Annotated in this window: 18 protein-coding genes and 1 pseudogene; 7 read left to right on the top strand and 12 right to left on the bottom strand. The window is 33.2% G+C overall.

Translation table 11 applies throughout. The annotated features are described in order from the left end of the window. Window positions 1–107: 107 nt before the first annotated feature. Together ACIQ06_RS14850 and ACIQ06_RS14845 are read right to left on the bottom strand one after the other, a co-directional pair. Window positions 108–599 (bottom strand): hypothetical protein, encoded by a 492-nt coding sequence (locus ACIQ06_RS14850; protein WP_396147674.1) that lies wholly within the window; start codon window positions 597–599, stop codon window positions 108–110. A 4-nt stretch (window positions 600–603) separates the two neighbouring features. Continuing rightward, window positions 604–1,419 carry an SDR family oxidoreductase gene (locus ACIQ06_RS14845; protein WP_396147672.1) on the bottom strand — a complete coding sequence of 272 codons (816 nt, stop codon included), beginning with the start codon at window positions 1,417–1,419 and terminating at the stop codon, window positions 604–606. Between the two features lie 98 nt (window positions 1,420–1,517). Between ACIQ06_RS14845 and ACIQ06_RS14840 the strand changes: the two genes are divergently transcribed. Beyond that, window positions 1,518–1,883, top strand: coding sequence for a MerR family transcriptional regulator (locus ACIQ06_RS14840; RefSeq protein ID WP_396147670.1), 366 nt, complete (start codon window positions 1,518–1,520; stop codon window positions 1,881–1,883). Between the two features lie 166 nt (window positions 1,884–2,049). On the opposite strand, the gene ACIQ06_RS14835 is transcribed toward ACIQ06_RS14840, so the two are convergent. The 5 genes from ACIQ06_RS14835 to katG form a co-directional block, all read right to left on the bottom strand. Next, entirely contained in the window at window positions 2,050–2,475 is a 426-nt protein-coding gene (locus tag ACIQ06_RS14835) for a carboxypeptidase-like regulatory domain-containing protein (RefSeq protein WP_396147667.1), read from the bottom strand. 156 nt (window positions 2,476–2,631) lie between these two features. Next, complete coding sequence (locus ACIQ06_RS14830) at window positions 2,632–2,889, bottom strand: DUF6952 family protein (protein WP_396147665.1); 258 nt, start codon at window positions 2,887–2,889, stop codon at window positions 2,632–2,634. Window positions 2,890–2,963: 74 nt separating this feature from the next. Then, entirely contained in the window at window positions 2,964–3,272 is a 309-nt protein-coding gene (locus tag ACIQ06_RS14825; protein ID WP_396147663.1) for a thioredoxin family protein, read from the bottom strand. An 87-nt stretch (window positions 3,273–3,359) separates the two neighbouring features. Next, window positions 3,360–3,995 (bottom strand): peroxiredoxin, encoded by a 636-nt coding sequence (locus ACIQ06_RS14820; RefSeq protein ID WP_396147661.1) that lies wholly within the window; start codon window positions 3,993–3,995, stop codon window positions 3,360–3,362. A gap of 247 nt (window positions 3,996–4,242) precedes the next feature. Continuing rightward, window positions 4,243–6,429 (bottom strand): catalase/peroxidase HPI, encoded by a 2,187-nt coding sequence (katG, locus tag ACIQ06_RS14815; RefSeq protein ID WP_396147659.1) that lies wholly within the window; start codon window positions 6,427–6,429, stop codon window positions 4,243–4,245. Between the two features lie 234 nt (window positions 6,430–6,663). Here katG and ACIQ06_RS14810 point away from each other — a divergent pair, with 234 nt between their 5' ends. Further along, window positions 6,664–8,589: an amino acid permease gene (locus tag ACIQ06_RS14810; RefSeq protein WP_396147657.1), complete on the top strand. Its 1,926-nt coding sequence runs from the start codon at window positions 6,664–6,666 to the stop codon at window positions 8,587–8,589. Window positions 8,590–8,622: 33 nt separating this feature from the next. On the opposite strand, the gene ACIQ06_RS14805 is transcribed toward ACIQ06_RS14810, so the two are convergent. Both ACIQ06_RS14805 and ACIQ06_RS14800 read right to left on the bottom strand, forming a co-directional pair. Continuing rightward, the gene (locus tag ACIQ06_RS14805) at window positions 8,623–9,975 is read right to left on the bottom strand and encodes a M28 family peptidase (RefSeq protein ID WP_396147655.1); all 1,353 of its coding nucleotides are present in this window, start codon (window positions 9,973–9,975) and stop codon (window positions 8,623–8,625) included. A gap of 87 nt (window positions 9,976–10,062) precedes the next feature. Further along, on the bottom strand, window positions 10,063–11,265 hold the full coding sequence (locus ACIQ06_RS14800) for an aminotransferase class V-fold PLP-dependent enzyme (RefSeq protein WP_396147653.1): 1,203 nt from the start codon (window positions 11,263–11,265) through the stop codon (window positions 10,063–10,065). Between the two features lie 219 nt (window positions 11,266–11,484). On the opposite strand from ACIQ06_RS14800, the gene ACIQ06_RS14795 reads away from it, so the two are divergent. Then, window positions 11,485–11,937, top strand: a complete 453-nt coding sequence (locus ACIQ06_RS14795) for an Lrp/AsnC family transcriptional regulator (protein WP_396147651.1) — start codon at window positions 11,485–11,487, stop codon at window positions 11,935–11,937. A 22-nt stretch (window positions 11,938–11,959) separates the two neighbouring features. Here the strand turns inward: ACIQ06_RS14795 and ACIQ06_RS14790 are convergent, their stop codons facing one another. Beyond that, on the bottom strand, window positions 11,960–13,627 hold the full coding sequence (locus tag ACIQ06_RS14790) for a putative transporter (RefSeq protein WP_396147649.1): 1,668 nt from the start codon (window positions 13,625–13,627) through the stop codon (window positions 11,960–11,962). Between the two features lie 66 nt (window positions 13,628–13,693). After that, on the bottom strand, window positions 13,694–15,295 hold the full coding sequence (gene pckA / locus ACIQ06_RS14785; protein ID WP_396147647.1) for a phosphoenolpyruvate carboxykinase (ATP): 1,602 nt from the start codon (window positions 15,293–15,295) through the stop codon (window positions 13,694–13,696). A gap of 302 nt (window positions 15,296–15,597) precedes the next feature. Between pckA and lpdA the strand changes: the two genes are divergently transcribed. From lpdA to ACIQ06_RS14770, 3 genes are read left to right on the top strand one after another with little or no spacing between them, the layout of a single operon-like run. Beyond that, window positions 15,598–17,001 carry a dihydrolipoyl dehydrogenase gene (gene lpdA, locus ACIQ06_RS14780; RefSeq protein WP_396147645.1) on the top strand — a complete coding sequence of 468 codons (1,404 nt, stop codon included), beginning with the start codon at window positions 15,598–15,600 and terminating at the stop codon, window positions 16,999–17,001. Window positions 17,002–17,022: 21 nt separating this feature from the next. Then, complete coding sequence (locus tag ACIQ06_RS14775; RefSeq protein WP_396147643.1) at window positions 17,023–18,444, top strand: choice-of-anchor B family protein; 1,422 nt, start codon at window positions 17,023–17,025, stop codon at window positions 18,442–18,444. After that, window positions 18,441–19,793 (top strand): hypothetical protein, encoded by a 1,353-nt coding sequence (locus ACIQ06_RS14770; protein WP_396147641.1) that lies wholly within the window; start codon window positions 18,441–18,443, stop codon window positions 19,791–19,793. Before ACIQ06_RS14775 ends, ACIQ06_RS14770 begins: the two co-directional genes overlap by 4 nt. 12 nt (window positions 19,794–19,805) lie before the next feature. Here the strand turns inward: ACIQ06_RS14770 and ACIQ06_RS14765 are convergent, their stop codons facing one another. Next, entirely contained in the window at window positions 19,806–20,678 is an 873-nt protein-coding gene (locus ACIQ06_RS14765) for a tetratricopeptide repeat protein (protein ID WP_396147639.1), read from the bottom strand. Between the two features lie 268 nt (window positions 20,679–20,946). Between ACIQ06_RS14765 and ACIQ06_RS14760 the strand changes: the two are divergent. Beyond that, window positions 20,947–21,579: pseudogene (locus ACIQ06_RS14760) on the top strand (superoxide dismutase); the annotation flags it as partial. Between the last annotated feature and the right edge of the window lie 464 nt (window positions 21,580–22,043).

Below are 22,043 nucleotides of genomic sequence, written 5' to 3'. Positions count from 1 at the left end.
ACAAACCTCTATTAAATCGCTTTAAAAGAGGTTGTTTTTTTATAATTTACGATTTTATTTTTAAAAAATGGTGGTTGTGCAACGGTTACGCCTGTTAGCAGAAGTTTTTATTTTGACAATGTTGTTAATTGTTTTAAATATTCTGTTCCACGTTTTTCTGCAAAAAAATCTAATGAAAGCATTAAGCTTGCTTGAATAAATAGTCCAATTCCAAAGCCTTTCCAAATAGTTTGACTTGGGGAAACGAAAAACAAGATTAGTCCGCAAAGCATTAAAGCCAATTCTACATATCTATAAATGACAAAATTCTTCATAACAACATTCATTCGAGGAATTTCTTCGGTTTGTATTTTAAAAGGTTCTTTTATTATCAAATTTTCTACCATTAAAATGTCTTTTGGGCTTCTAAAATAAACTGTCGAGCCTACTGAAAGTTGTATCAAAGCCACCAATACCAAAGGAATGGCTAATCCTTTGTAAAATGGTTCTTTTATAATGAACCAAAAATAAATTCCTAATGCAATAGCGATAATTCCAACACCTACGAAGAATAGGCTTTCAAATTTTTCTGCATTAAAATAGTCTGTTACAAATTTCATAGCATTAGTATTTAATTCCTTTTTCAACTTGACTACTTACCATTTTTGTAAACCAAGAAAGTGGTAACAACCAACGGATGAATAACAAAATTGGTCCTTGTCCACCAACAGCATATCTCAAACGATTAGAATTGTCATTTGCTGCTTGCCAAACTTTTTTTGCTACAACTTCGCCTGTTGGTGCGGTTTTGTATGTGTCTAACATATTTCTGTGAGCTTGTTTGGTGTAGTTGTCATAATCTTTTGTTGAAACGAAGTCAATTGAATTTTCAAATTCTGTTTTGATAGCTCCTGGCTCAATATTCTTAACTTTGATATTGAATTGTTTTAATTCAAATTGTAAACTTTCCATAAACCCTTCCAAAGCCCATTTGGTGCTGTGATATACGCTATATAAAGGAAATGTAATAAGTCCACCCATAGAAGTTGTATTGATAATCATTCCTTTTTTGTTAGCTCTGAAATATGGTAAAATGGCTTTTGTTACATTCATAACACCAAATACATTAGTGTCAAACTGTTTTTTTACCTGTTCGTTTGTCATTGCTTCAAATGCTCCAACTAAACCATAACCTGCATTGTTAAACAGCACATCAATAGTTCCAAATGTAGCAATTGTATCATCAATTGCTTGTTTTATACTGGATTCATTCATCACATCTAATGCAAATACTTTTAGGTTTGGATATTTCAATAAATATTTCCCCTTTTCTGTTGTTCTCATCGTTGCGGAAACATTCCACCCTTTTTCGGCAAAATATATTGCAGTTAATTTTCCAATTCCTGTTGATGCACCTGTTATCAAAATTGTTTTACTCATTTTTTTATTTTTTATATTGAAATGCAAAAGTAAGTCATATATTTGTAACTATAAAGTATGAAGTATAGTTCATAGTATAAGAAAAGTTATTAACAATTATGAAATTAATAAATCAGTTATCCAAAGAAACAGGGATTCCAATAGCAACAATAAGGTTTTACGAAAAATCCGGTTTGTTTATGGGCAAGAAAAAATCTGATGTAAAAAGCAATAATTATACTTATTACGATGATGAAGTAGTTGATAAGTTAGATTTGATAAGAGATGCAAAGTCTGTTGGTTTTACATTGTCTGAAATTAAAGAACTTATTGATGCTTGGTATAGCAAACGAATAACCAAAGAAAAGAAGTTGATGATTTTAGACAATAAATTGTTACAAATAGAAGAAAAAATCAATGAGTTAAAAGCAGTCAAAAAACAAATTGCTTTTCTCAAAAGTGAAGTTGAGAAATTTGATTGTTAGTTTGTCACACTTTCGTTGGTTTGTAGTTCTATAAAATTTCTGCTAACGTTCCGCCGCTTCATGAAGTGGCGAACTTCGTAACTGCGTATTTTCCGTTAAAGATAAAAATTCTTGCGAAAGAAAAATGTGAATTTTGCACATTTTTCGCCATTTCTTGAAACGGCTGTTACCAGCAGGGTTTTTCATTCCTAAAGATTTTCTTCTGATATGCTTCTGCATACAACTTCGGTAACAACTTATTTCTACGTCTGTTTCTTTTTCTTTCTGCAGTTTTTAAACTAACAAAATCATAAATTCCAGATTCTAGCATCACAACTTCTATAACATTACAGTTTCCAGAGATAGTAATTGTTTCAGAATCAAACCCGATAAATTCAATGGTTATTTTTTTTATTTCTGGCGTGAGTTTGAATTTAAAATTACCACTAAAATCAGTTGTGTCGATTATTTTTGAACCACACTTGATTAGCGCCATTGGAAGTTCTGTTAATTGATTATCTACAACCTTTCCAGTAATAATATTCTCTTGTCCAAATGATTTTTGGAAAATTAAAATTAATAAAATTAAAGTTGTCTTTTTGCAGTTTTTCATAACCTTGCTGGTAACTTGTATATAGTCGCTACTTTATAGCGGCAATACACCCAAATTGGGTATGATTAGCGCTACTGTTTGCTTATTTTAATCAAAAATACCAAATTCCTACAAATCACAAACAAAAAAAACTCCCAATTTCTTGAGAGTTTCTGTTTATTTATCGATTGAGCCGAGTACACGTTTCATGAAGTCGTTGAGTGCTTCCTTCTTGTCTTTGCCATCTTTGATCATTTTATGAACTTCAATGGCGCCATACATATTAGAGATTAACTCGCCGATGACTTCTAATTCTTCATCCTTCAAACTCGGAACTTCGCAAAGGTTTTCTAACACTTCAATCGTTTCAATCAAATAGTCTTGATCGTTGTCTTCTATAAATTGCGTTAAGTGTTTTATAACAGGTAATTTCATTTTTTAGATTTTTGGATTATTAGATTTTTAGATTGTTAGAAAGATAGATATATCTAAAAATGTAACAATCAAAATTAAACTACTTCATTAACCAATTCGGTCAATACTTCTAGTTTAGTTGTTTGGCTTTGGTTTACTAAAACTCCATTTTTAAAGGTTGCAAAGGTTGGAAGATTATCCACTTTAGCCATTTTTCTTGACTCTGGAAATTTTTCAGCATCTACAATTAGGAATGGAATGCTCTCGTTTTGTGAAGCCAACATCTTGAATTTTGGTTTCATGATACGGCAATTACCGCACCAACTTGCTGCATATTGCACAACCACCACATCATTTGAAGCCACTACTTCGGCTAAATTATCTTGTTCTATTTCTGTAAACATAATTTTTTTGAATTTTCAAATCTCAAAACCCAAATTCCAATTTTTTATGATTGGAATTTGGAATTTTAAATATTGGAATTTATTAATTTAGTGAGAAGCTAAATAAGCCGCAGTAGAATTTCTATCAGCGCTCATTGCGTCTTTTCCTTCTTCCCAGTTTGCTGGACAAACTTCACCTTTAGTTTGAACGTGTGTGTAAGCATCGATTAATCTCAAGTACTCGTTTACGTTTCTTCCTAATGGCATATCGTTTACACTTTCGTGGAAGATTTTTCCGTCTTCGTCAATTAAGTAAGTTGCTCTGAAAGTTACATTAGAACCTTCAAGGATTTCGTCGTTAATTTCTTCATTGTAAACCCATTCTGCATCAAGAATATCTAAAGCTGCCGAAAGGTTACGAGTTGTATCAGCCAAAATAGGGTAGGTTACACCTTCAATTCCACCATTGTCTTTAGCTGTATTTAACCAAGCAAAGTGAACTTCGTTAGTATCACAAGAAGCACCAATTACCATAGTGTTTCTTTTTTCAAATTCTTGAAGCGCTGCTTGAAAAGCGTGTAATTCTGTAGGACAAACGAATGTAAAATCTTTTGGATACCAGAATAAAATTACTTTTTTCTTGTTGTTTTTAGCTTCTTCTAAAACGTTGATTCTTAAGTTATCTCCCATAAAAGAGATGGCGTCTACTGTAATGTTTGGGAATTGTTTTCCAACTAATGCCATGATTGTTTTTATTTAATGTTATTAATGTTTTTCTGACTACAAATTTACAACCACAAAGGTTATATAAAACATGATATTTATTACATTTTACGATGTATTAATAGAGAAAAATTATCAATAAATTTCTTACAAAAAATTAATATTAAAATTTCACTATGTGTTTTTTTAAGTGCTAATAATTGCATAAAAAACAAAAACCACCTTAAAAAGGTGGTTTTTCAGAAAAACAATACTAACTTGGAAGTTCTTATTTCAAATCAAAACGATCTAAATGCATCACTTTTGACCAAGTATTGATAAAATCTTTTACAAATTTTTCTTTGTTATCGTCTTGCGCATACACTTCAGCGTAAGCTCTCAAAACAGAATTAGAACCAAAAACCAAGTCCACTCTAGTAGCAGTCCATTTGGTTGCACCTGATTTTTTATCAACGATGTTGTATAAATTATCGCCTGCTGGTTTCCAACTGTAGCTCATATCGGTTAAATTCACAAAGAAGTCGTTACTCAAAACACCTTCGTTATTGGTGAAAACACCGTGTTTAGTTCCGTTATAGTTGGTACCAAGAACACGCATTCCTCCAATTAAAACCGTCATTTCTGAAGCAGTCAATCCAAGAAGTTGTGCTTTGTCAAGCATTAGTTCCTCAGGTTGTACTACATATTTAGCTTTCATAAAGTTTCTGAAAGCATCGCTAGTTGGTTCTAAAACTTCAAACGATTCTACATCAGTCATTTCTTGTGAAGCATCACCTCTTCCTGCATGGAAAGGAACTTTTACGTTAAATCCACCTTCTTGAGCTGCTTTTTCGATAGCTGCTGTTCCACCAAGAACAATTAAATCGGCAATACTCACTTTTTTGCTCAAACCTGCTTGAATTTCGGCAAGTTTAGTTAAAACTCTGTGTAATCTTTCAGGCTCATTGGCAACCCAATTTCTTTGTGGCTCTAATCGAATTCTAGCACCATTTGCGCCACCTCTAAAATCGGAACCTCTAAAAGTTCTTGCGCTGTCCCAAGCCGTGTTTATTAATTCAGCTCTTGTTAATCCGCTGTTTAATAATTTAGTTTTTAATTCTTCAATTTCAGCATCAGATAAAGTGTAATCTACAGCCGGAACTGGGTCTTGCCAAATCAAATCTTCTGCAGGAACATCAGCGCCTAAATATCTGTCTTTTGGACCTAAATCTCTATGTGTTAATTTGAACCAAGCTCTTGCAAAAACTTCAGAGAAATAGGCTTGGTCATTATGAAATTTTTCAGAAATTTTTCTGTATTCAGGATCAATTTTTAATGCCATATCAGCATCAGTCATAATAGGATTTCTTCTTACAGATGGATTATGAGCATCGACAGGTTTGTCTTCCTCTTTCATGTTTATAGGTTCCCATTGACTTGCTCCAGCTGGACTTTTCTTTAATTCCCAATCGTGGTTTAATAATAAAGTAAAATATTCATTATCCCAACGTGTTGGATGTGTTGTCCAAGCACCTTCCAATCCACTTGTTACTGTGTCAGCGCCGTTTCCGTTTCCTTTTGGGTTCATCCATCCAAATCCTTGATTTTCGATGGCACCACCTTCGGGTTCTGGACCTAAAACGGAAGCATCACCATTACCATGAGCTTTTCCTACAGTGTGACCACCAGCAGTTAAGGCAACGGTTTCTTCATCGTTCATTGCCATTCTTTGAAACGTAATTCTCATGTCATGAGCAGTTTTTAACGGATCAGATTGTCCGTCAACACCTTCTGGGTTTACATAAATTAATCCCATCATTACGGCTGCCAATGGATTTTCTAAATCTCTTTCTCCAGAATAACGACTTCCTTCACCACCAGATTTTTGCAACCATTCTTTTTCTGCACCCCAATAAATATCTTTTTCTGGATGCCAAATATCTTCACGTCCACCAGCAAATCCAAACACTTTTAATCCCATAGATTCATAAGCCATATTTCCGGCTAAAATCATTAAATCGGCCCATGAGATTTTGTTACCATATTTCTTTTTAATTGGCCATAAAAGTCTTCTAGCTTTATCTAAGTTTCCATTATCAGGCCAACTGTTAAGTGGAGCAAAACGAAGGTTTCCAGTTCCTGCGCCACCGCGACCATCAGAAATTCTGTAAGTTCCAGCAGAGTGCCAAGCCATTCTAATCATCAATCCACCATAGTGTCCCCAATCGGCAGGCCACCAATCTTGACTGTCGGTCATGAACGCTTTTAAGTCATTTTTTACAGCTTGTAAATCCAATTTTTTGAATTCTTCGGCATAATTAAAATCCTCTCCAAGTGGATTAGTTTTTGAATCTTGTTGGTGTAAAATATCTAAATTAAGTGCTTTTGGCCACCAATCTTGATTTTTCACACCATCGCTCAAACCTTTTTGATTTTGATGAAATGGGCATTTGCTAATGTCGTTTGAATGTTCCATAAATTTTAATAATTATTTAGTTTTAAAACTTTTTTATTGTTGATTGTTTATAATTTCAATTTTAATTCTAACAAATTTATAAATTAAAAATTAAGTTAGTATAGATAATTTATCCTTTAAATTTATTTTTTAATAGATTTTAATTATAGTTTGTAATTTTTCAATTTTGTAAATCAATGTGAAATTATGTTATATTTGTTTTTGTATAAATCATCAATAAACTATTCGTTAAATATGAATTTTTCCACATTATTTAGAAAAAAGACAGTACAAGATATTAATGATCAAGTTGCAAGAAATGAAGCTGATGGACATAATAGTTTGGGCAAACATTTAACTGCGAGAGATTTAACTGCTTTTGGAATTGCAGCTATTATTGGCGCTGGTATTTTTAGTACCATTGGTAAAGCAAGTTCAGATGGTGGACCAGCGGTTATCTTTTTATTCATCTTTACCGCTGTTGCTTGTAGTTTCGCCGCTTTTGCTTACGCTGAATTTGCTTCAATGGTTCCAGTTTCTGGTAGTGCGTACACGTATTCGTATGTAGCTTTTGGTGAAATTATCGCTTGGATTATCGGTTGGGCATTGATTATGGAGTATGCCATCGGAAATATTACCGTTGCGATTTCCTGGAGTGATTATTTTACAGGACTTCTCGAGAGTGGCGGATTGCATTTACCACAATGGATTCAAATGGATTATCTAACTGCTTCCAAAGGTTTTGAAGAAGCTACCGCTTTAATGAATGGTGGAAAAACATTTGAAAATTTATCGGAAAGTTTGCAATTGGCTTATACAGCCTACACCACATCGCCAACGATTGGTTCTTTTCATTTAGTTGCCGATTTACCTGCATTATTGATTATTGTTATCATTACTTATCTGGTTTACAGAGGAATGAAAGAGTCTAGAAATGCTAGTAACTTGATGGTTGTTGTAAAACTTTGTATCATATTATTAGTTATAGCAGTTGGTGTTTTTTATGTAGATACTGCTAATTGGACTCCGTTTGCACCTAATGGAGTAGGAGGAATCTTGAAAGGAGTTTCGGCAGTTTTCTTTGCTTACATTGGTTTTGATGCCATTTCAACTACGGCAGAAGAATGTAAAGATCCTCAAAGAGATTTACCTAAAGGAATGATGTGGGCAATTATTATTTGTACCATTTTATACGTTATTATAGCATTAGTTTTGACAGGAATGGTGAATTACGCCGATTTGAATGTTGGTGATCCTTTAGCATTTGTATTTGATAAATTAGATTTAAAATGGATGTCTGGAATTATTGCCGTGAGTGCAGTAGTTGCGATGGCGAGTGTTTTATTAGTTTTCCAAATGGGACAACCTCGAATTTGGATGAGTATGAGTCGTGATGGATTGTTGCCAAAACGATTTTCTAAAGTGCATCCAAAATACAAAACGCCTTCTTATGCAACCATCGTAACTGGATTTGTTGTGGCAATTCCGGCGTTGTTTTTAAATCTTACTATGGTAACCGATTTATGTAGTATTGGTACCTTATTTGCCTTTGTTTTAGTTTGTGCTGGAGTTCTTGTTTTGCAAAACAAACCCGATATTCCAAGAGGAAAGTTTAAAACGCCTTATTTGAATTCAAAATATATATTTCCGTTGCTAATCCTTATTGGAGCTATCATTGCTTTTACGGTTAATAAAAAAGCAACAATGGATTTTATTACCAATGAAAAACAAATCAACAATCCGACGACTATTGTGACTTCGTTAGAAGAAACTCAGGTAAAAGAGGTGATGACGTACTTGCAACAAAATCTTTTGGTTAAAGACGCTTCAGCCGATTTAGAAGAAGTATTGAGTAAGTTTTCTGAGGATGATAAAGCATATGAGAATGTGGTTAATTCGTTGCCAATTGATAACAATCTAAAATATGAAAGTGGTTTTCAATTGTTCAAACACAAAATACCGATGTGGATTTTCCTATTGTCGTTAGTATACTTTGCTTCATGGTCATGGCGTAAAAATTTATCTTTAATTCCGCTTTTAGGTTTGGTTTGTTGTCTTTACATGATGGCAGAATTAAGTGTTTGGAATTGGATTTATTTCAGCTGTTGGTTGCTAATTGGTTTGGCAATTTACTTTGGATTTAGTTATAAGAATAGTAAGTTGAATAAAGAAAATGTATAAAAAAATCCCGTCAAGTTTATTGACGGGATTTTTTTAATTTCTTTTAAAGGTAGATCTTATAATATCTTTAGGAAACGTAATCAGACTTTCATGTCCGTTTTTATAAACCGCTGCAACTCCGAAAAAATAATTATCGATTACAATTCCTTTGAGTTCATAAAAATCAACATTTCCCACAAATCGGCTATTTTCCCATTGCGGTGAAGTAGTTAATCGCCAGTAAATTTTGTAACCAATAATATCATTATCATTAGATTTTTCCCATTTTAGTTTGGTATTAGGTTCTACAATGCCACCAATCAAAACGTTTTTTGGACTTTCTGGTGCTTGTGCTAAAGCCGCTAAACAAATTGCATTAACAGCTGTTAGTTTATTTGCATAATCAAAATTCACACCTTCAATAACATCACCATATTTTATTCCGTTTTCTGTTCTTAAATTTTGGTGTTGACGATTGTAATTTTCGTGTGCTTCCATAATTCTAATAGCCGCATAACCTAAGTCATTGAATGGTCTATGATGTCCACCACGACCAAATCGATCTAAACGGTATACCATCATTGGGTTCATTTCGGGCATGTAAGTAGAAACAGTTTTATGAATATATCGTGCTAACTGACGTGAAACACCATCCACTTCACCACCATAAAAACGTCTGTTTTTTTGTTCTTTTTCTGTATCTGTTATATTTGTAGGTTCAGAAAAAATTCTAAAGGTTCTATTATCAATTACACCATCTACACCTTCAATATTTCCGATCATATCATTATTAAAAACACCTATTATTTCAAAATTATTTTTTTTTGCAAATTCTGCAAAACCTTTTCCTCCAAATAAACCTTGTTCTTCACCAGATAGACCTAAATATATGATACTGTTTTCAAATTTATATTTGCTTAAAACTCTAGCAGCTTCTATTGTACCCGCCATTCCACTTGCATTATCATTTGCGCCTGGTGCATCACCGGTATAATCCATAGTGTCAGAATTTCTACTGTCTATATCTCCAGACATTATTACATATCTATTTGGATATTTTGTTCCTTTTTGAATTGCAACCACATTAACAATCCACGTATCTTTGGGAACGCGTTCACCATCGTTAGTAGTAACAAAATCTTTTTGATAGCTAACCTCTAAACAATTGTTACACTCTTTAGATATTTTATCAAACTCTGATTTAATCCATCTTCTTGCGGCACCAATTCCTCTTTTATCAGAAATAGTGTCACTAAAAGTATTTCGTGTTCCAAAATTTGCTAGGGTTTTAATGTCTTTTTCTATGCGATTACTTGAAATTGATTCTATAATTTCATACAATTTAGCATCAGTTTGCGAAAAAGAAAATTGACTAAATATTAAAAATAAAATAAGAAATTGCTTCATGTTTTTATTTCAAATGTAAAAAAACCACTAACGAATTTTCGAAAGTGGTTAATAAATTAACGTAATTTTAATTTTTTTCTATACAAATTATATGATATTTAACTCGTTCATGCATTCTTTCATCATTTGGTAGGTGCGTTCAATATCGTTATCTAAACCAATTGAAAAACGAATTAGTCCATCAGTTAGTCCCATTTCTTTTTGTTCTTCCAAAGGAATTTCTGAAGATGTTGATGTTCCTGGTGCTGAGAATAAGGTTTTGTAGAAGCCTAAACTTACAGCAAGGTAACCTAGATTTCTATCTTGCATTAACTCCATTAATTCGTTGGCTTTGTCAATTGTACCAACGTCAACAGTCATCATGCCTCCAAAACCATATTCTGGATTAATCATACTAGCATACAATTGATGACTTGGATGACTTGCTAAACCAGGATAAACTATTTTCAAACCATCGTTTTCAAATTTGGTAGCCAAATACATTGCATTGTAACTGTGTTGCTTCATTCTAATATGCAGCGTGCGTAAATTTTTCATTACAGAGGCACTTCTCAAGCTGTCCATTGTTGGTCCAAGAAGCATACTTGCTCCTGAGTTTACGTCTTTCAAACTGTTGATGAATTCTCTTGAGCCACAAACTACACCGCCAACAGTATCGCTACTTCCATTAATGTATTTGGTTAAGGAATGAATGACAATATCGGCACCCATTTTGGCAGGAGCTACCGACAAAGGCGAAAAGGTATTGTCTACAACTAATTTCAAATTGTGTTTGATAGCCAACTTAGCTAATCCTGTAATATCGGCAACTTCAAGCAACGGATTACTTACGGTTTCGCAATAAATTACTTTGGTATTTGGCGTAATAGCTGCTTCTACAACGTCAAGTTTGGTAATGTCAACAAAGGATGTTTTAATGCCAAACTTTGGTGTAAAGTTTTTCAGGAAAGCATACGTTCCACCATAGATAGTTCGGCTAGAAACAATATGATCACCTTGACTACACAATTGCAAAAGAGTAGGTGTAATTGCTCCCATTCCAGAGGCAGAAACATTAGCCGCTTCTGTACCTTCCATAGCTGCAATAGCTTTGTCTAAATACAAATTACTCGGTGAGGAATGACGCGAATACAAATAGCATCCTTCAGCATTTCCTTCAAAAGTATCAAACATGGTTTTAGCAGAAAGAAACGTATAAGTAGAACTATCAGAAATGGATGGGTTAACACCACCAAATTCTCCAAAATATTGTAAGTCTTGTATTTTATCGGCTGGGTTGAAGTTGTTCATATTTTTTTGTTGTCGGTTATCGGTTATCAGTTATCAGTTATCAGTTATGAATTTGTTTATTTGATTTCAAAATTGATTAATATTAGATTAAAAGTCAATAGTAATTGAATTAATTAGATTTTAAAACTATAAAAACTATTTTATAATGAAAATATAACTAAATTTGACGCAATAAATTTTAATTTATAGATTTTTGAAAACTTCTAATTTTTAATTTCCATGGATACTATCGACAAAAATCTCCTTCAGCTTTTGCAAGAGGATACTAAGAAAACTACTAAAGAACTTTCTTTGAAATTGAATTTATCAGTAACAGCTGTTTATGAGCGAATTAAAAAATTAGAGCGAGAAGGAATTATTGACAAGTATGTAGCTTTACTTAACAGAAATAAAATAGACAAAGGATTTGTGGTGTTTTGTCATATCAAGCTTATCCAACATTCTAAAGATTTCTTGACAAAATTTGAAAGCGAAGTCGTAAAATTGGATGAAGTATTAGAATGTTTCCACGTTAGCGGTGATTATGATTACATTCTAAAAATTTGTGTAAAAGACATGGAAGAATATCGAGAGTTTATGGTAACAAAACTTACTACCTTAAATCACATTGGTAGTACGCACAGTACTTTCATGATTGGACAAGTAAAAAACAGTACCGCATTTGTATTGTGATACTGTTTTGTAAACTTTATTATTAGGAGAACATTAAAATTAGTAATTGTGCCGCTACAATACGCATAATCATTGTTAACGGATAAACCGTTGCGTAGGTTGAAGACGGAATATCATTGCCTGCCATTTTCAAAGCAAAAGCTAATGCAGGAGGATCGGTTGAAGCTCCAGCCAATAATCCACAAATTTCAAAGTAGTTTTTCTTGAAGTATTTTTTCGCAATTATACCAACAAGCAACAGCGGAAGAATAGTAATTACTATACCAATTCCAATCCAGTAAAATCCATTACCACCTTCAAAAGCAGTTGCGATTTTAGAACCGCTACTCAGACCAACACTAGCAAGGAATAAGGTAATTCCTAATTCTCTTATCATCAAGTTGGCGCTATTTGTTGTGTAATTGTTCAAATAGAATTTGTTTCCAAAACGACTTAATAATAAAGCAATAATTAATGGTCCTCCGGCCAAACCAATTTTGACAGGAACCGGAATGTTAGGAATTTGGAAAGGAATACTTCCTACAATGATTCCTAAGACAATTCCGATGAAAATAGGAGCGATGTCAGGCACTTCCAATCGTTTTAAGGAATTTCCTAATACATTGGTTACTCTTTCTAAACCTTCTTGCGTTCCTACGACTTTTATAGTATCACCCAATTGTAAAGCTATGTTTCCATTAGGCACCATTTGGGTTCCGGCACGGTACAATCTTGTAAAAGTAAAATCATGTTGATGAAATTCTGGAATATCACCCAATCTTTTGTGTGTAATTTCTTTATTGGTAACCACAACATGACTTGTAACTAGTTTGCTGTCAATGGCAGTTTTCAGATTCATATCACTTTCAGAACCTATAAGAAGATGCAATTGATCGAAAGTATTTTTTTGAGCAACAATCAGCAATACATCATTTTCTGATAAAATTTCTTTTGGAGTAGGCGTGATGATAATTCCATTATGAAACATTCTAGAAACTACAATAGGCTTTTTTATCATTTCAAAAACAGCACTAATAGGTTTTCCTATCAATTGTTGGTTTTCTAATTTCAAATGTTTAGAAATGACTTTGTCTTCTCTAAGATTGTTGAGTTTATTTTGCAATTCGGTTTCGTGTTCGATGTCAACTTTGTATATTTTCTTTAAAACTACCATTGAGATAATTATTCCGAAAACCCCAAAAGGATAAGCAACGGCGTAGGCTAAAGTAACCAAAGAATTGTCATTTGTTACATGATGCAGATTGGTAATTGTAGTTTGAGCAGCACCTAAACCTGGTGTATTAGTAACGGCTCCACTCATAATCCCTGTCATGATTGATATGGGATTGGTAGATAAATAATATAGAATTAAGGTTGTAGCTACTCCAAAAATAACAACTAAAGCTGCTAGCATGTTAGTTACCAAAGCGTTTCGGTTGAGAGAGGCAAAGAAACCCGGACCTACTTGCAATCCAAGGGTATAAACAAATAATACCAATCCGAATTCTTTCAAGAAATCTTGTAATTCATGATTGACTGAAATACCAATGTAAGAGAATAGTAAGCCTACAAAAAGTACCCAAGTCACTCCGAGAGAAATTCCGAAGATTTTAATTTTACCAAACCAAATACCAAAGGCAATGACTAAACCGAATATTATCACCGTTTGAGCAAAAGATTGCTTTGTAAATAAATCAATTATCCAGTCCATTGTTGTTGCATTTAAATACCAATGGAAAGATAGTGAAATTTTTCCATTGGTATTGGTTTAAAGTGGTTATAAACTTGGTCCAGCAATTATCAATCGTTTACCTTCTTCAGTATCGGTATATTGCTCAAAGTTTTTATTGTAAAGTACTGTCAATTCTTTTGCTTTTTTCTCCCATTCAGCTACCTCTTTGTAAGTAGTTCTTGGATCAAGAATATCGTCTACATTAGCTAATGTTTTTGGAGCTGTCAAATTCAAAAACGGAATTTTAACTGTTTCAGCTTTTTCTATACTTCCATCAATAATGGCATCAATGATAGCACGTGTATTTTTTAAAGATATACGTTTTCCAGTTCCATTCCAACCAGTGTTTACAAGATAAGCTTTAGCATTGTGTTCTTTCATTTTTGCCACCAAAGTTTTAGAATACATTGTTGGGTGTAAGGTTAAGAATGCTTCACCAAAAGCTGGAGAGAATGATGGTTGTGGTTCTGTAATACCTCTTTCGGTTCCGGCTAATTTAGAAGTAAATCCGCAAAGGAAATGGTATTGTGCTTGTTCTTCGTCTAAGATAGAAACTGGAGGCAGTACACCAAAAGCATCTGCAGATAAGTAAATGATTTTGCTAGCATGTCCTGCTTTAGAAGGAAGAACAATTTTATTGATGTGATAAATTGGATAAGAAACACGAGAGTTTTCTGTAATAGAGTGGTCGTAGTAATCTACTTCTCCATATTCATTGACTACAACATTTTCTAATAAAGCATCTCGTTTGATAGCTCTCCAAATGTCTGGTTCGTTTTCTTCTGATAAATCAATTACTTTGGCATAACAACCTCCTTCATAGTTAAAGACACCATTGTTATCCCATCCATGTTCGTCATCACCAATTAAATAACGTTTTGGATCGGCAGATAACGTAGTTTTTCCTGTTCCAGATAGTCCGAAAAAGATTGCAACGTCTCCATCTTCACCTACATTGGCAGAACAGTGCATAGAAGCCATTCCTTTTAGAGGAAGGTAATAGTTCATCATAGCAAACATTCCTTTTTTCATTTCACCACCATACCAAGTACCACCAATGATTTGGATTTTCTCGGTAAGATTGAATAATACGAAGTTTTCAGAATTTAATCCGTGTTCTTTCCAGTTTGGATTGGTTGTTTTAGAACCATTCATTACGATAAAATCAGGTTCACCAAAGTTTTCTAATTCATAGATAGATGGACGAATGAACATATTGGTAACAAAATGTGCTTGCCAAGCTACTTCCATTACGAAACGCACTTTAAGACGAGTATCTTTGTTGGTTCCACAAAAAGCGTCAACTACATACAATTTTTTAGAAGTTGAAAGTTGTTTTAAAACCAATTTTTTTAGTTCGCTCCAAACTTCTTGCGTAGTTGGGAAATTCACTTTGTCATCCCAATAGATAGTATCTTTGGTAACATCATCTTTAACAATATAACGGTCTTTTGGAGAACGTCCTGTAAATACTCCAGTTTTAACAGCTACAGCACCAGAATCGGTTACAGCACCTTTTTCATATCCTTTGCGGAAATGAGAAGTTTCTGCTTGAAACAATTCTTCGTAGGTTGGGTTATAAACCACTTCATGGTAGCCAGTGATTCCTAAATCGTGAAGTTCTTGAATGACTTTAATGTTTTTCATAGTTAAAAGTTTTAGTTCTTATTTTAGTATTCTTTAAAAGCTTAAATTTTATAGTCCAAAGTTCCAATTTTAACTACTTAAATTAACTGATAAATATCATAAAAAATAAAAATCTACGAAAACGTTTTCTTTGTGTAGCAAGGGTTACGGCGATTTTTGCTCGTGGCTTTCTATGAAAGAGAAGTAAGCTTAAAAGGCAAAAAATAATTTCCTTTTGAAAAGATTACACAATCAATTAAAATACCAAAAAACATTCGTAATTTTGCAACACTATTTAATAAAAACACACAAAAATATATAATATGAGTTCATTTGACGTAGTCATTATAGGTTCAGGTCCAGGCGGATATGTTTCTGCAATTCGTTGTGCCCAATTAGGTTTTAATACCGCTATTATTGAAAAATATCCAACGCTTGGAGGTACTTGCTTAAATGTAGGTTGTATTCCATCAAAAGCGCTTTTAGCTTCATCACATCATTATGAAGAGTTACAACATTTTGCTGACCATGGAATTGAAGTTTCTGGAAAAGTAAAAGTAAACTTGACCAAAATGATTGAACGTAAGCAAGCCGTTGTTGATCAAACTTCTGGTGGTGTAAAGTTCCTTATGGATAAAAACAAGGTTACAGTTCTTGAAGGCGTTGGTTCATTTGAAGATGCTACTCATGTAAAAGTAACCAAAGCTGATGGTTCATCTGAAGTAGTGGAAGCTAAAAACATTATCATTGCAACAGGTTCTAAACCATCAAGTTTGCCTTTTATAAAATTAGATAAAGAAAGAGTTATTACTTCTACAGAAGCGTTAAAATTGCCTGAAGTTCCTAAGCATTTAGTTATTATTGGTGGTGGAGTTATCGGAATTGAATTAGGACAAGTTTATCTTCGTCTTGGTGCTGAGGTTTCGGTAGTAGAATTTATGGACAGAATCATTCCAGGAATGGATGCAGCTTTGTCTAAAGAATTGACTAAAGTATTGAAGAAACAAGGAATGAAATTCTATACTTCTCACAAAGTTCAATCGGTTGATAGAAAAGGAAAAACAGTTACAGTTAAAGCAGAAAATGCTAAAGGAGAAATCATCACTTTAGAAGGTGATTATTCTCTAGTTTCTGTTGGTCGTCGTCCTTATACTGACGGATTGAATGCTGACAAAGCAGGAGTGAAGTTAACAGAAAGAGGACAAATTGAAGTAAACGACCATTTGCAAACCAATGTTTCAAATATTTACGCTATTGGTGATGTTGTTCGTGGTGCGATGTTAGCTCACAAAGCGGAAGAAGAAGGAGTAATGGTTGCTGAAATCTTAGCAGGTCAAAAACCACATATTGATTATAATTTAATTCCAGGTGTTGTGTATACTTGGCCAGAAGTTGCTGCTGTTGGAAAAACAGAAGAACAATTAAAAGCAGATGGTGTTACATACAAAGCAGGAAGTTTTCCATTCAAAGCATTGGGAAGAGCTCGTGCAGGTGGTGATACCGATGGATTTGTAAAAATCTTAGCGGATGCTAAAACAGATGAGGTACTTGGTGTTCATATGATTGGTGCTCGTTGTGCCGATTTAATAGCAGAAGCAGTTACAGCAATGGAATTCAGAGCGTCTGCAGAAGATATTTCTAGAATGAGTCATGCGCATCCTACTTTTGCAGAAGCAATCAAAGAAGCAGCATTGGCAGCAACAGATAATAGAGCTTTACATGTGTAATCAACAATTTTAAAAAAAGTTATGAAAAAACTCATAATTATTTTACTTTTAAGTGTTTCAAGTTTTGCTATAGCTCAAAATTGTGTCAATGGATTTGCAGGAATATATCCTTGTAATAATATTGATTTAAAAGCGCATATGACTTTTTCTCAAATAGGAGGCAATAATAACACAACCGAGGGAAGTGGATGTTGGGGATGGACAGATCCTTTGACCAATAAAGAATATGCTATTATGGGATGCACAACACATACTGCTTTTGTTGACATTACCAATCCTAGCGCACCTGTTTATAAAGGTAAAATTTTAGGACATAATAATACATCAAGTATTTGGCGTGAAATTAGCGTGATAAACAATCATGCATTAATCGTTAGTGAAACAGCTGGACATGGTATGCAAATATTCGATTTAACAAGATTACGAAATGTAACAACTCCTCAAACATTCCTTCCAGACGCAAGATATAGTGGCTTTGGAAGTTGTCATACTGTGTCAAGCAATCCTGCTACAGGTTTTACTTATTGTGATGGAACAAATCTTGTAAATGGAGGTCCACAAATTTTAAATATGCAAAATCCATTATTACCGGTTCTAGTGGGTTCTTATGATGATGAGGGTTATACTCATGACGCACAAATTGTTGTTTATAGTGGTCCTGATCTAGATCATCAAGGTAAAGAAATATTTATGGGTGCAAATGAATCAAAAGTTTCAATTGTAGATGTTACAGATAAATCAAATCCGGTAACGATATCTAATTTCTTTTATCCAAATAATTCTTATGCGCATCAAGGTTGGTTTACTCCTGATCAAAAGTATTGGATATTAAGTGATGAATTAGATGAACTTGAATTTGGTTTTAACGGAAGGTCAATTATTATTGATATGACCGACTTAGACAATCCTGTTTTAAAAGGAGAATATTATGGAACAACACCAGCAATAGATCATAATGGTTATTGCGTAGGAAATGATTTTTTCCTAGCTAGTTATACCGCAGGACTTCGAATTCTCAATACGGGTTCTATTACAGCAACAAATACGATGAATGAAATTGCTTTTTTTGACACCTATCCTATTACTAATAATGCTCAATTTAATGGAGTTTGGAATACTTATCCATTTTTTGCAAGCGGAAGTATTATTATGAGTGATATCGATAGAGGTTTGTTTATTGTAAAGAAAAGTGCATCCTTAAGTTTTCAAAATTTTGAGAGAGATTCATTTCAGTTAAGTCCAAATCCAGCAACAAATTGGGTTAGTATTCAATCTGAAAACCTAATTGAGACAATAGAGATTTTTGATTTAATAGGTAAAAGTGTTAAAATTATAAATTCTATAAATAATAATCGATTAGATTTGAATATTGAAGATTTAAATTCAGGCTTTTATATGATTAAAGTAAATAATTCAACTTCACTAAAATTAATAGTAAAATGAGGATACTAGTTTTTACAATTATTTTTATCTTTTTTTCATGTTCAAATTCTGAACAAGAAAACTCTCTTAATTCTAGCTCTGAATTAAGTCTTGTTTTAAGCAAAACTTTTGGGGGTTCTTTAAATGAAAAAATTGGAGGTGTTGTAAAAACTAATGATGGAGGTATGATTGTTGTTGGGCAAACCAACAGTTCAGATGGTGATATTGTTAAAGAAAATGATGAAATAGATATTTGGATTATAAAAATAGATAATCTCGGAAATAAAGAGTGGAGCAGAACAATTGGAGGTTCTAAAAATGATTACGGAACGAGTATTATAGCTACTAATGACGGTAACTTTATTATTTCTGGCTATACAGAAAGTTCCGATGGTGATGTGCCTAACAACTTTGGCTTACACGATTTTTTTGTAGCTAAAATTACAGGTTCGGGTACTGTTTTATGGACAAAAAATTATGGTTTTTCAGGTCATGATCATGCACACAAAATAATTCAAACTAGTGACGGAGGTTACTTTGTTGTTGGTTTTTCTGAATATTCGGGTATTGAAGGAAGTGGTGGCACACAAAATAATGGAGAGGGTCACGAAATGGGACATAAAGGTGTTCTTCACGGTTCGGGCGAATATATTGGTGTTAAAATTGATGGACAAGGAAATTTTATGTGGTATCGCTATTTTGGTGGAACGCAAAACGATCGAGTTAATGATGTAGTCGAGGCAAACGATGGAGGTTTAGTTATGGTTGGATATTCTGAAAGTTCAAATTTTGACATTATAGATAACAAAGGAAGTTATGATTTTTGGGCGGTAAAAATAAATGCAAATGGGTCTTTGCAATGGAAACATAATTATGGAGGTTCTGCTATAGATCAAGCATATGGAATAACAAAAACAAATAATAATTCGTATTTAATTGTTGGAAGAACTAACAGTCTTGATAAAGACGTTTCAAAATCTCTAGGTGGTTTTGACGCATGGGTTATTCATATTGATGATCATGGACATCTTATTTGGAATAAATCTTTTGGAGGTTCAGAATTTGATATAGCCACATCTATCAAATTGCTTTCAAATGGAAACTTTGGTATCGTTGGAAATACTAGAAGTATTCTTGATGGAAAACCAAATAAAGGACAAAATGATTTTTGGTTTCTAGAAGTTGATAATAAAGCGAACTCTAAAGTTTATTGGCAAAAAACTTTTGGAGGTTCAAATATTGATATTGCTCAAGATTTTTATCAAAATAATAATAATGAAATTTTTATTGTTGGTGAATCTCAAAGTTCAGATTTTGATGTTAATATAAACAGAGGCAATAATGATCTTTGGATGCTTAAATTAAAATAAAAGCATTGTTTTTTATCGTTTACTTTCCCATTCTTTCTCGAAGTATTCAATGTATTTAATGTATTGTGAATTTGGTGAAGCATTTTGCTTAACAAGATTGGCCCATTCGTTGAACTTGTCTTTACTTTTCTGAATGAAATAATAATTAGCCATGTTAATTGCCATTTCACAACTCAATTCTTTATCAGTAGCAATTTCAACGCCTCTTTTATAAATGGCTTCTGCCTCTGGTAATTTGTGTAAGTTTAGATAAGCATAACCAAATTCCTTATACAACAAAGCATTTTTTGGGTCGTTGGTGGTAGCTTTATTTAGAATTTCTATAGCTTTCTCATATTGACCAAGTGCATTGTAGGCATAACCCAATTCAAACTCCAAACCTTTATGATGAGGTGATTTCTTGTAAGCTTTTAATAAAAATTCTAATGCCTTTTTACTTCCGCCCACAGCATTAAGATGATAACCTGTTCGTGTTAATGATTCTGCATCATCAATGGGTTTCTTATAATTTTTCAACCAATCAGGAACAGGAAGTACACCTAACTCTTTTATTTGAACCGATGATAAAACTGCCACATTTTTGGTAGTATTTCCTAAGCGCATTTTAATCATGCTGTTCGAATCTTTTTTACTACTAACCAATTTACCAGTTTTGTCTTCATGAAAGGTACCTTCATGATTAAAAGTGAGACCAGCTTGCATATCTAAATAAATATAACCATATACATAAGTAGAATCGGTTTCCGCTTTAGGAAATGCCACCCATTTGTAGATTGCATCGTAATAAATAGTTTCAAATTTTAGTTGTTTCGTTGAGGTATTATTTTGAGAACTACCGATTGTTGTAACAAATAAGGTAATTAAAAAAGGAATTATTTTTTTCATTAAAACTTTTATTTTTATCAAAAATACTTAAAAAAAGCTATTCACAAAAGTAACCTATTGTTACGATAACATTTTTGTGTTAATTAATGCTTAAAAGCCGAACTTTGATGAATATTTTATTGAATTTCCGTACCTTTGAATGTTGTACTTTGAGGATATTTATTTGTAAATAAAACATTTTATCTGATTTACATCAAATGAATTTTAGTAACGTTTTTTAATATTTTAAACAATGAAAAATAATCGATTAGTTGCTGTTTTATTGTTAATGGGTTTTGTTACCTCGGCACAGTTTACCCAAAAACCATTGCCTTATGCTTACAATGCTTTAGAGCCATTTATAGATGCACAAACAATGGAAATACATTACAGTAAGCATCACGCCGCTTATGTCAAAAATCTTAATGCAGCTATTGCAGGAACCGAAGCAGAAAAGATGTCTTTGAAGGATATTTTTGCGTCGGTATCTAAACAAACACCAGCAGTTAGAAATAATGCTGGAGGACATTACAACCACGAATTGTTTTGGTCGATACTTACACCAGAAAAAAACACTAAACCATCACCAGAGTTAGAAAAAGCTATAAATGAGTCTTTTGGTAGTTTTGATGCTTTAAAAGAAAAACTTAATGCAGCAGCTGCAACAAGATTTGGTTCAGGATGGGCTTGGTTGTCTGTAGATAAAGATAAAAAGTTGGTAGTTTCTTCAACACCAAACCAAGATAATCCTTTGATGGATGTAGTTGAGAGCAAAGGAACTCCAATTTTAGGAATAGACGTTTGGGAACATGCTTACTATTTAAAATATCAAAACAAACGTGCCGATTATTTAACCGCTATTTGGAATGTTATCAATTGGAATGAAGTGAGTAACAATTACAAAGTAGCTACCAAAGGTAAATTTGATGATTGGCAAGCATTAAAAGATTTTCATAAAGTTATGTCGCAAACGTTTCATCCAAGTGAAGAAGGAAATTTAGAACCTCTTAGAAAACGTTCGGGTGAAATGGTTGAGAAAGCAAATTTGTTAGCAAAATCAATAATTCCTGCTGAGTTCAATAAAAAAGAAGTAGTGGCTGCCGTACAAAAATTAGCTATCGATAGTAAAAAACTTGATAAACTTGTTAAAAGCAAAAAATCGGATAAAGAACTAACCGAATCATTGACAAAATTGCACGATGTATTTCATGAAATTATCGGACTTTGTACTAACGAAGATCACTAAAAAAAAGACCATTCAATTACGGAGGGCACTGAAAAACATCGTTTATTTTGATTAGCACCGTTTTTTAGAGAATAAAAAAACGCTTATAGTAGGATTTTATACATCCGTTATAAGCGTTTTACTTTTTGCAACTGTTTTTT

The sequence above is a fragment of the Flavobacterium sp. genome, from assembly GCF_044341265.1.
In the GTDB taxonomy this organism is placed as follows: Bacteria; Bacteroidota; Bacteroidia; order Flavobacteriales; family Flavobacteriaceae; genus Flavobacterium.
This window is presented reverse-complemented; position numbering and strand designations above follow the sequence as displayed.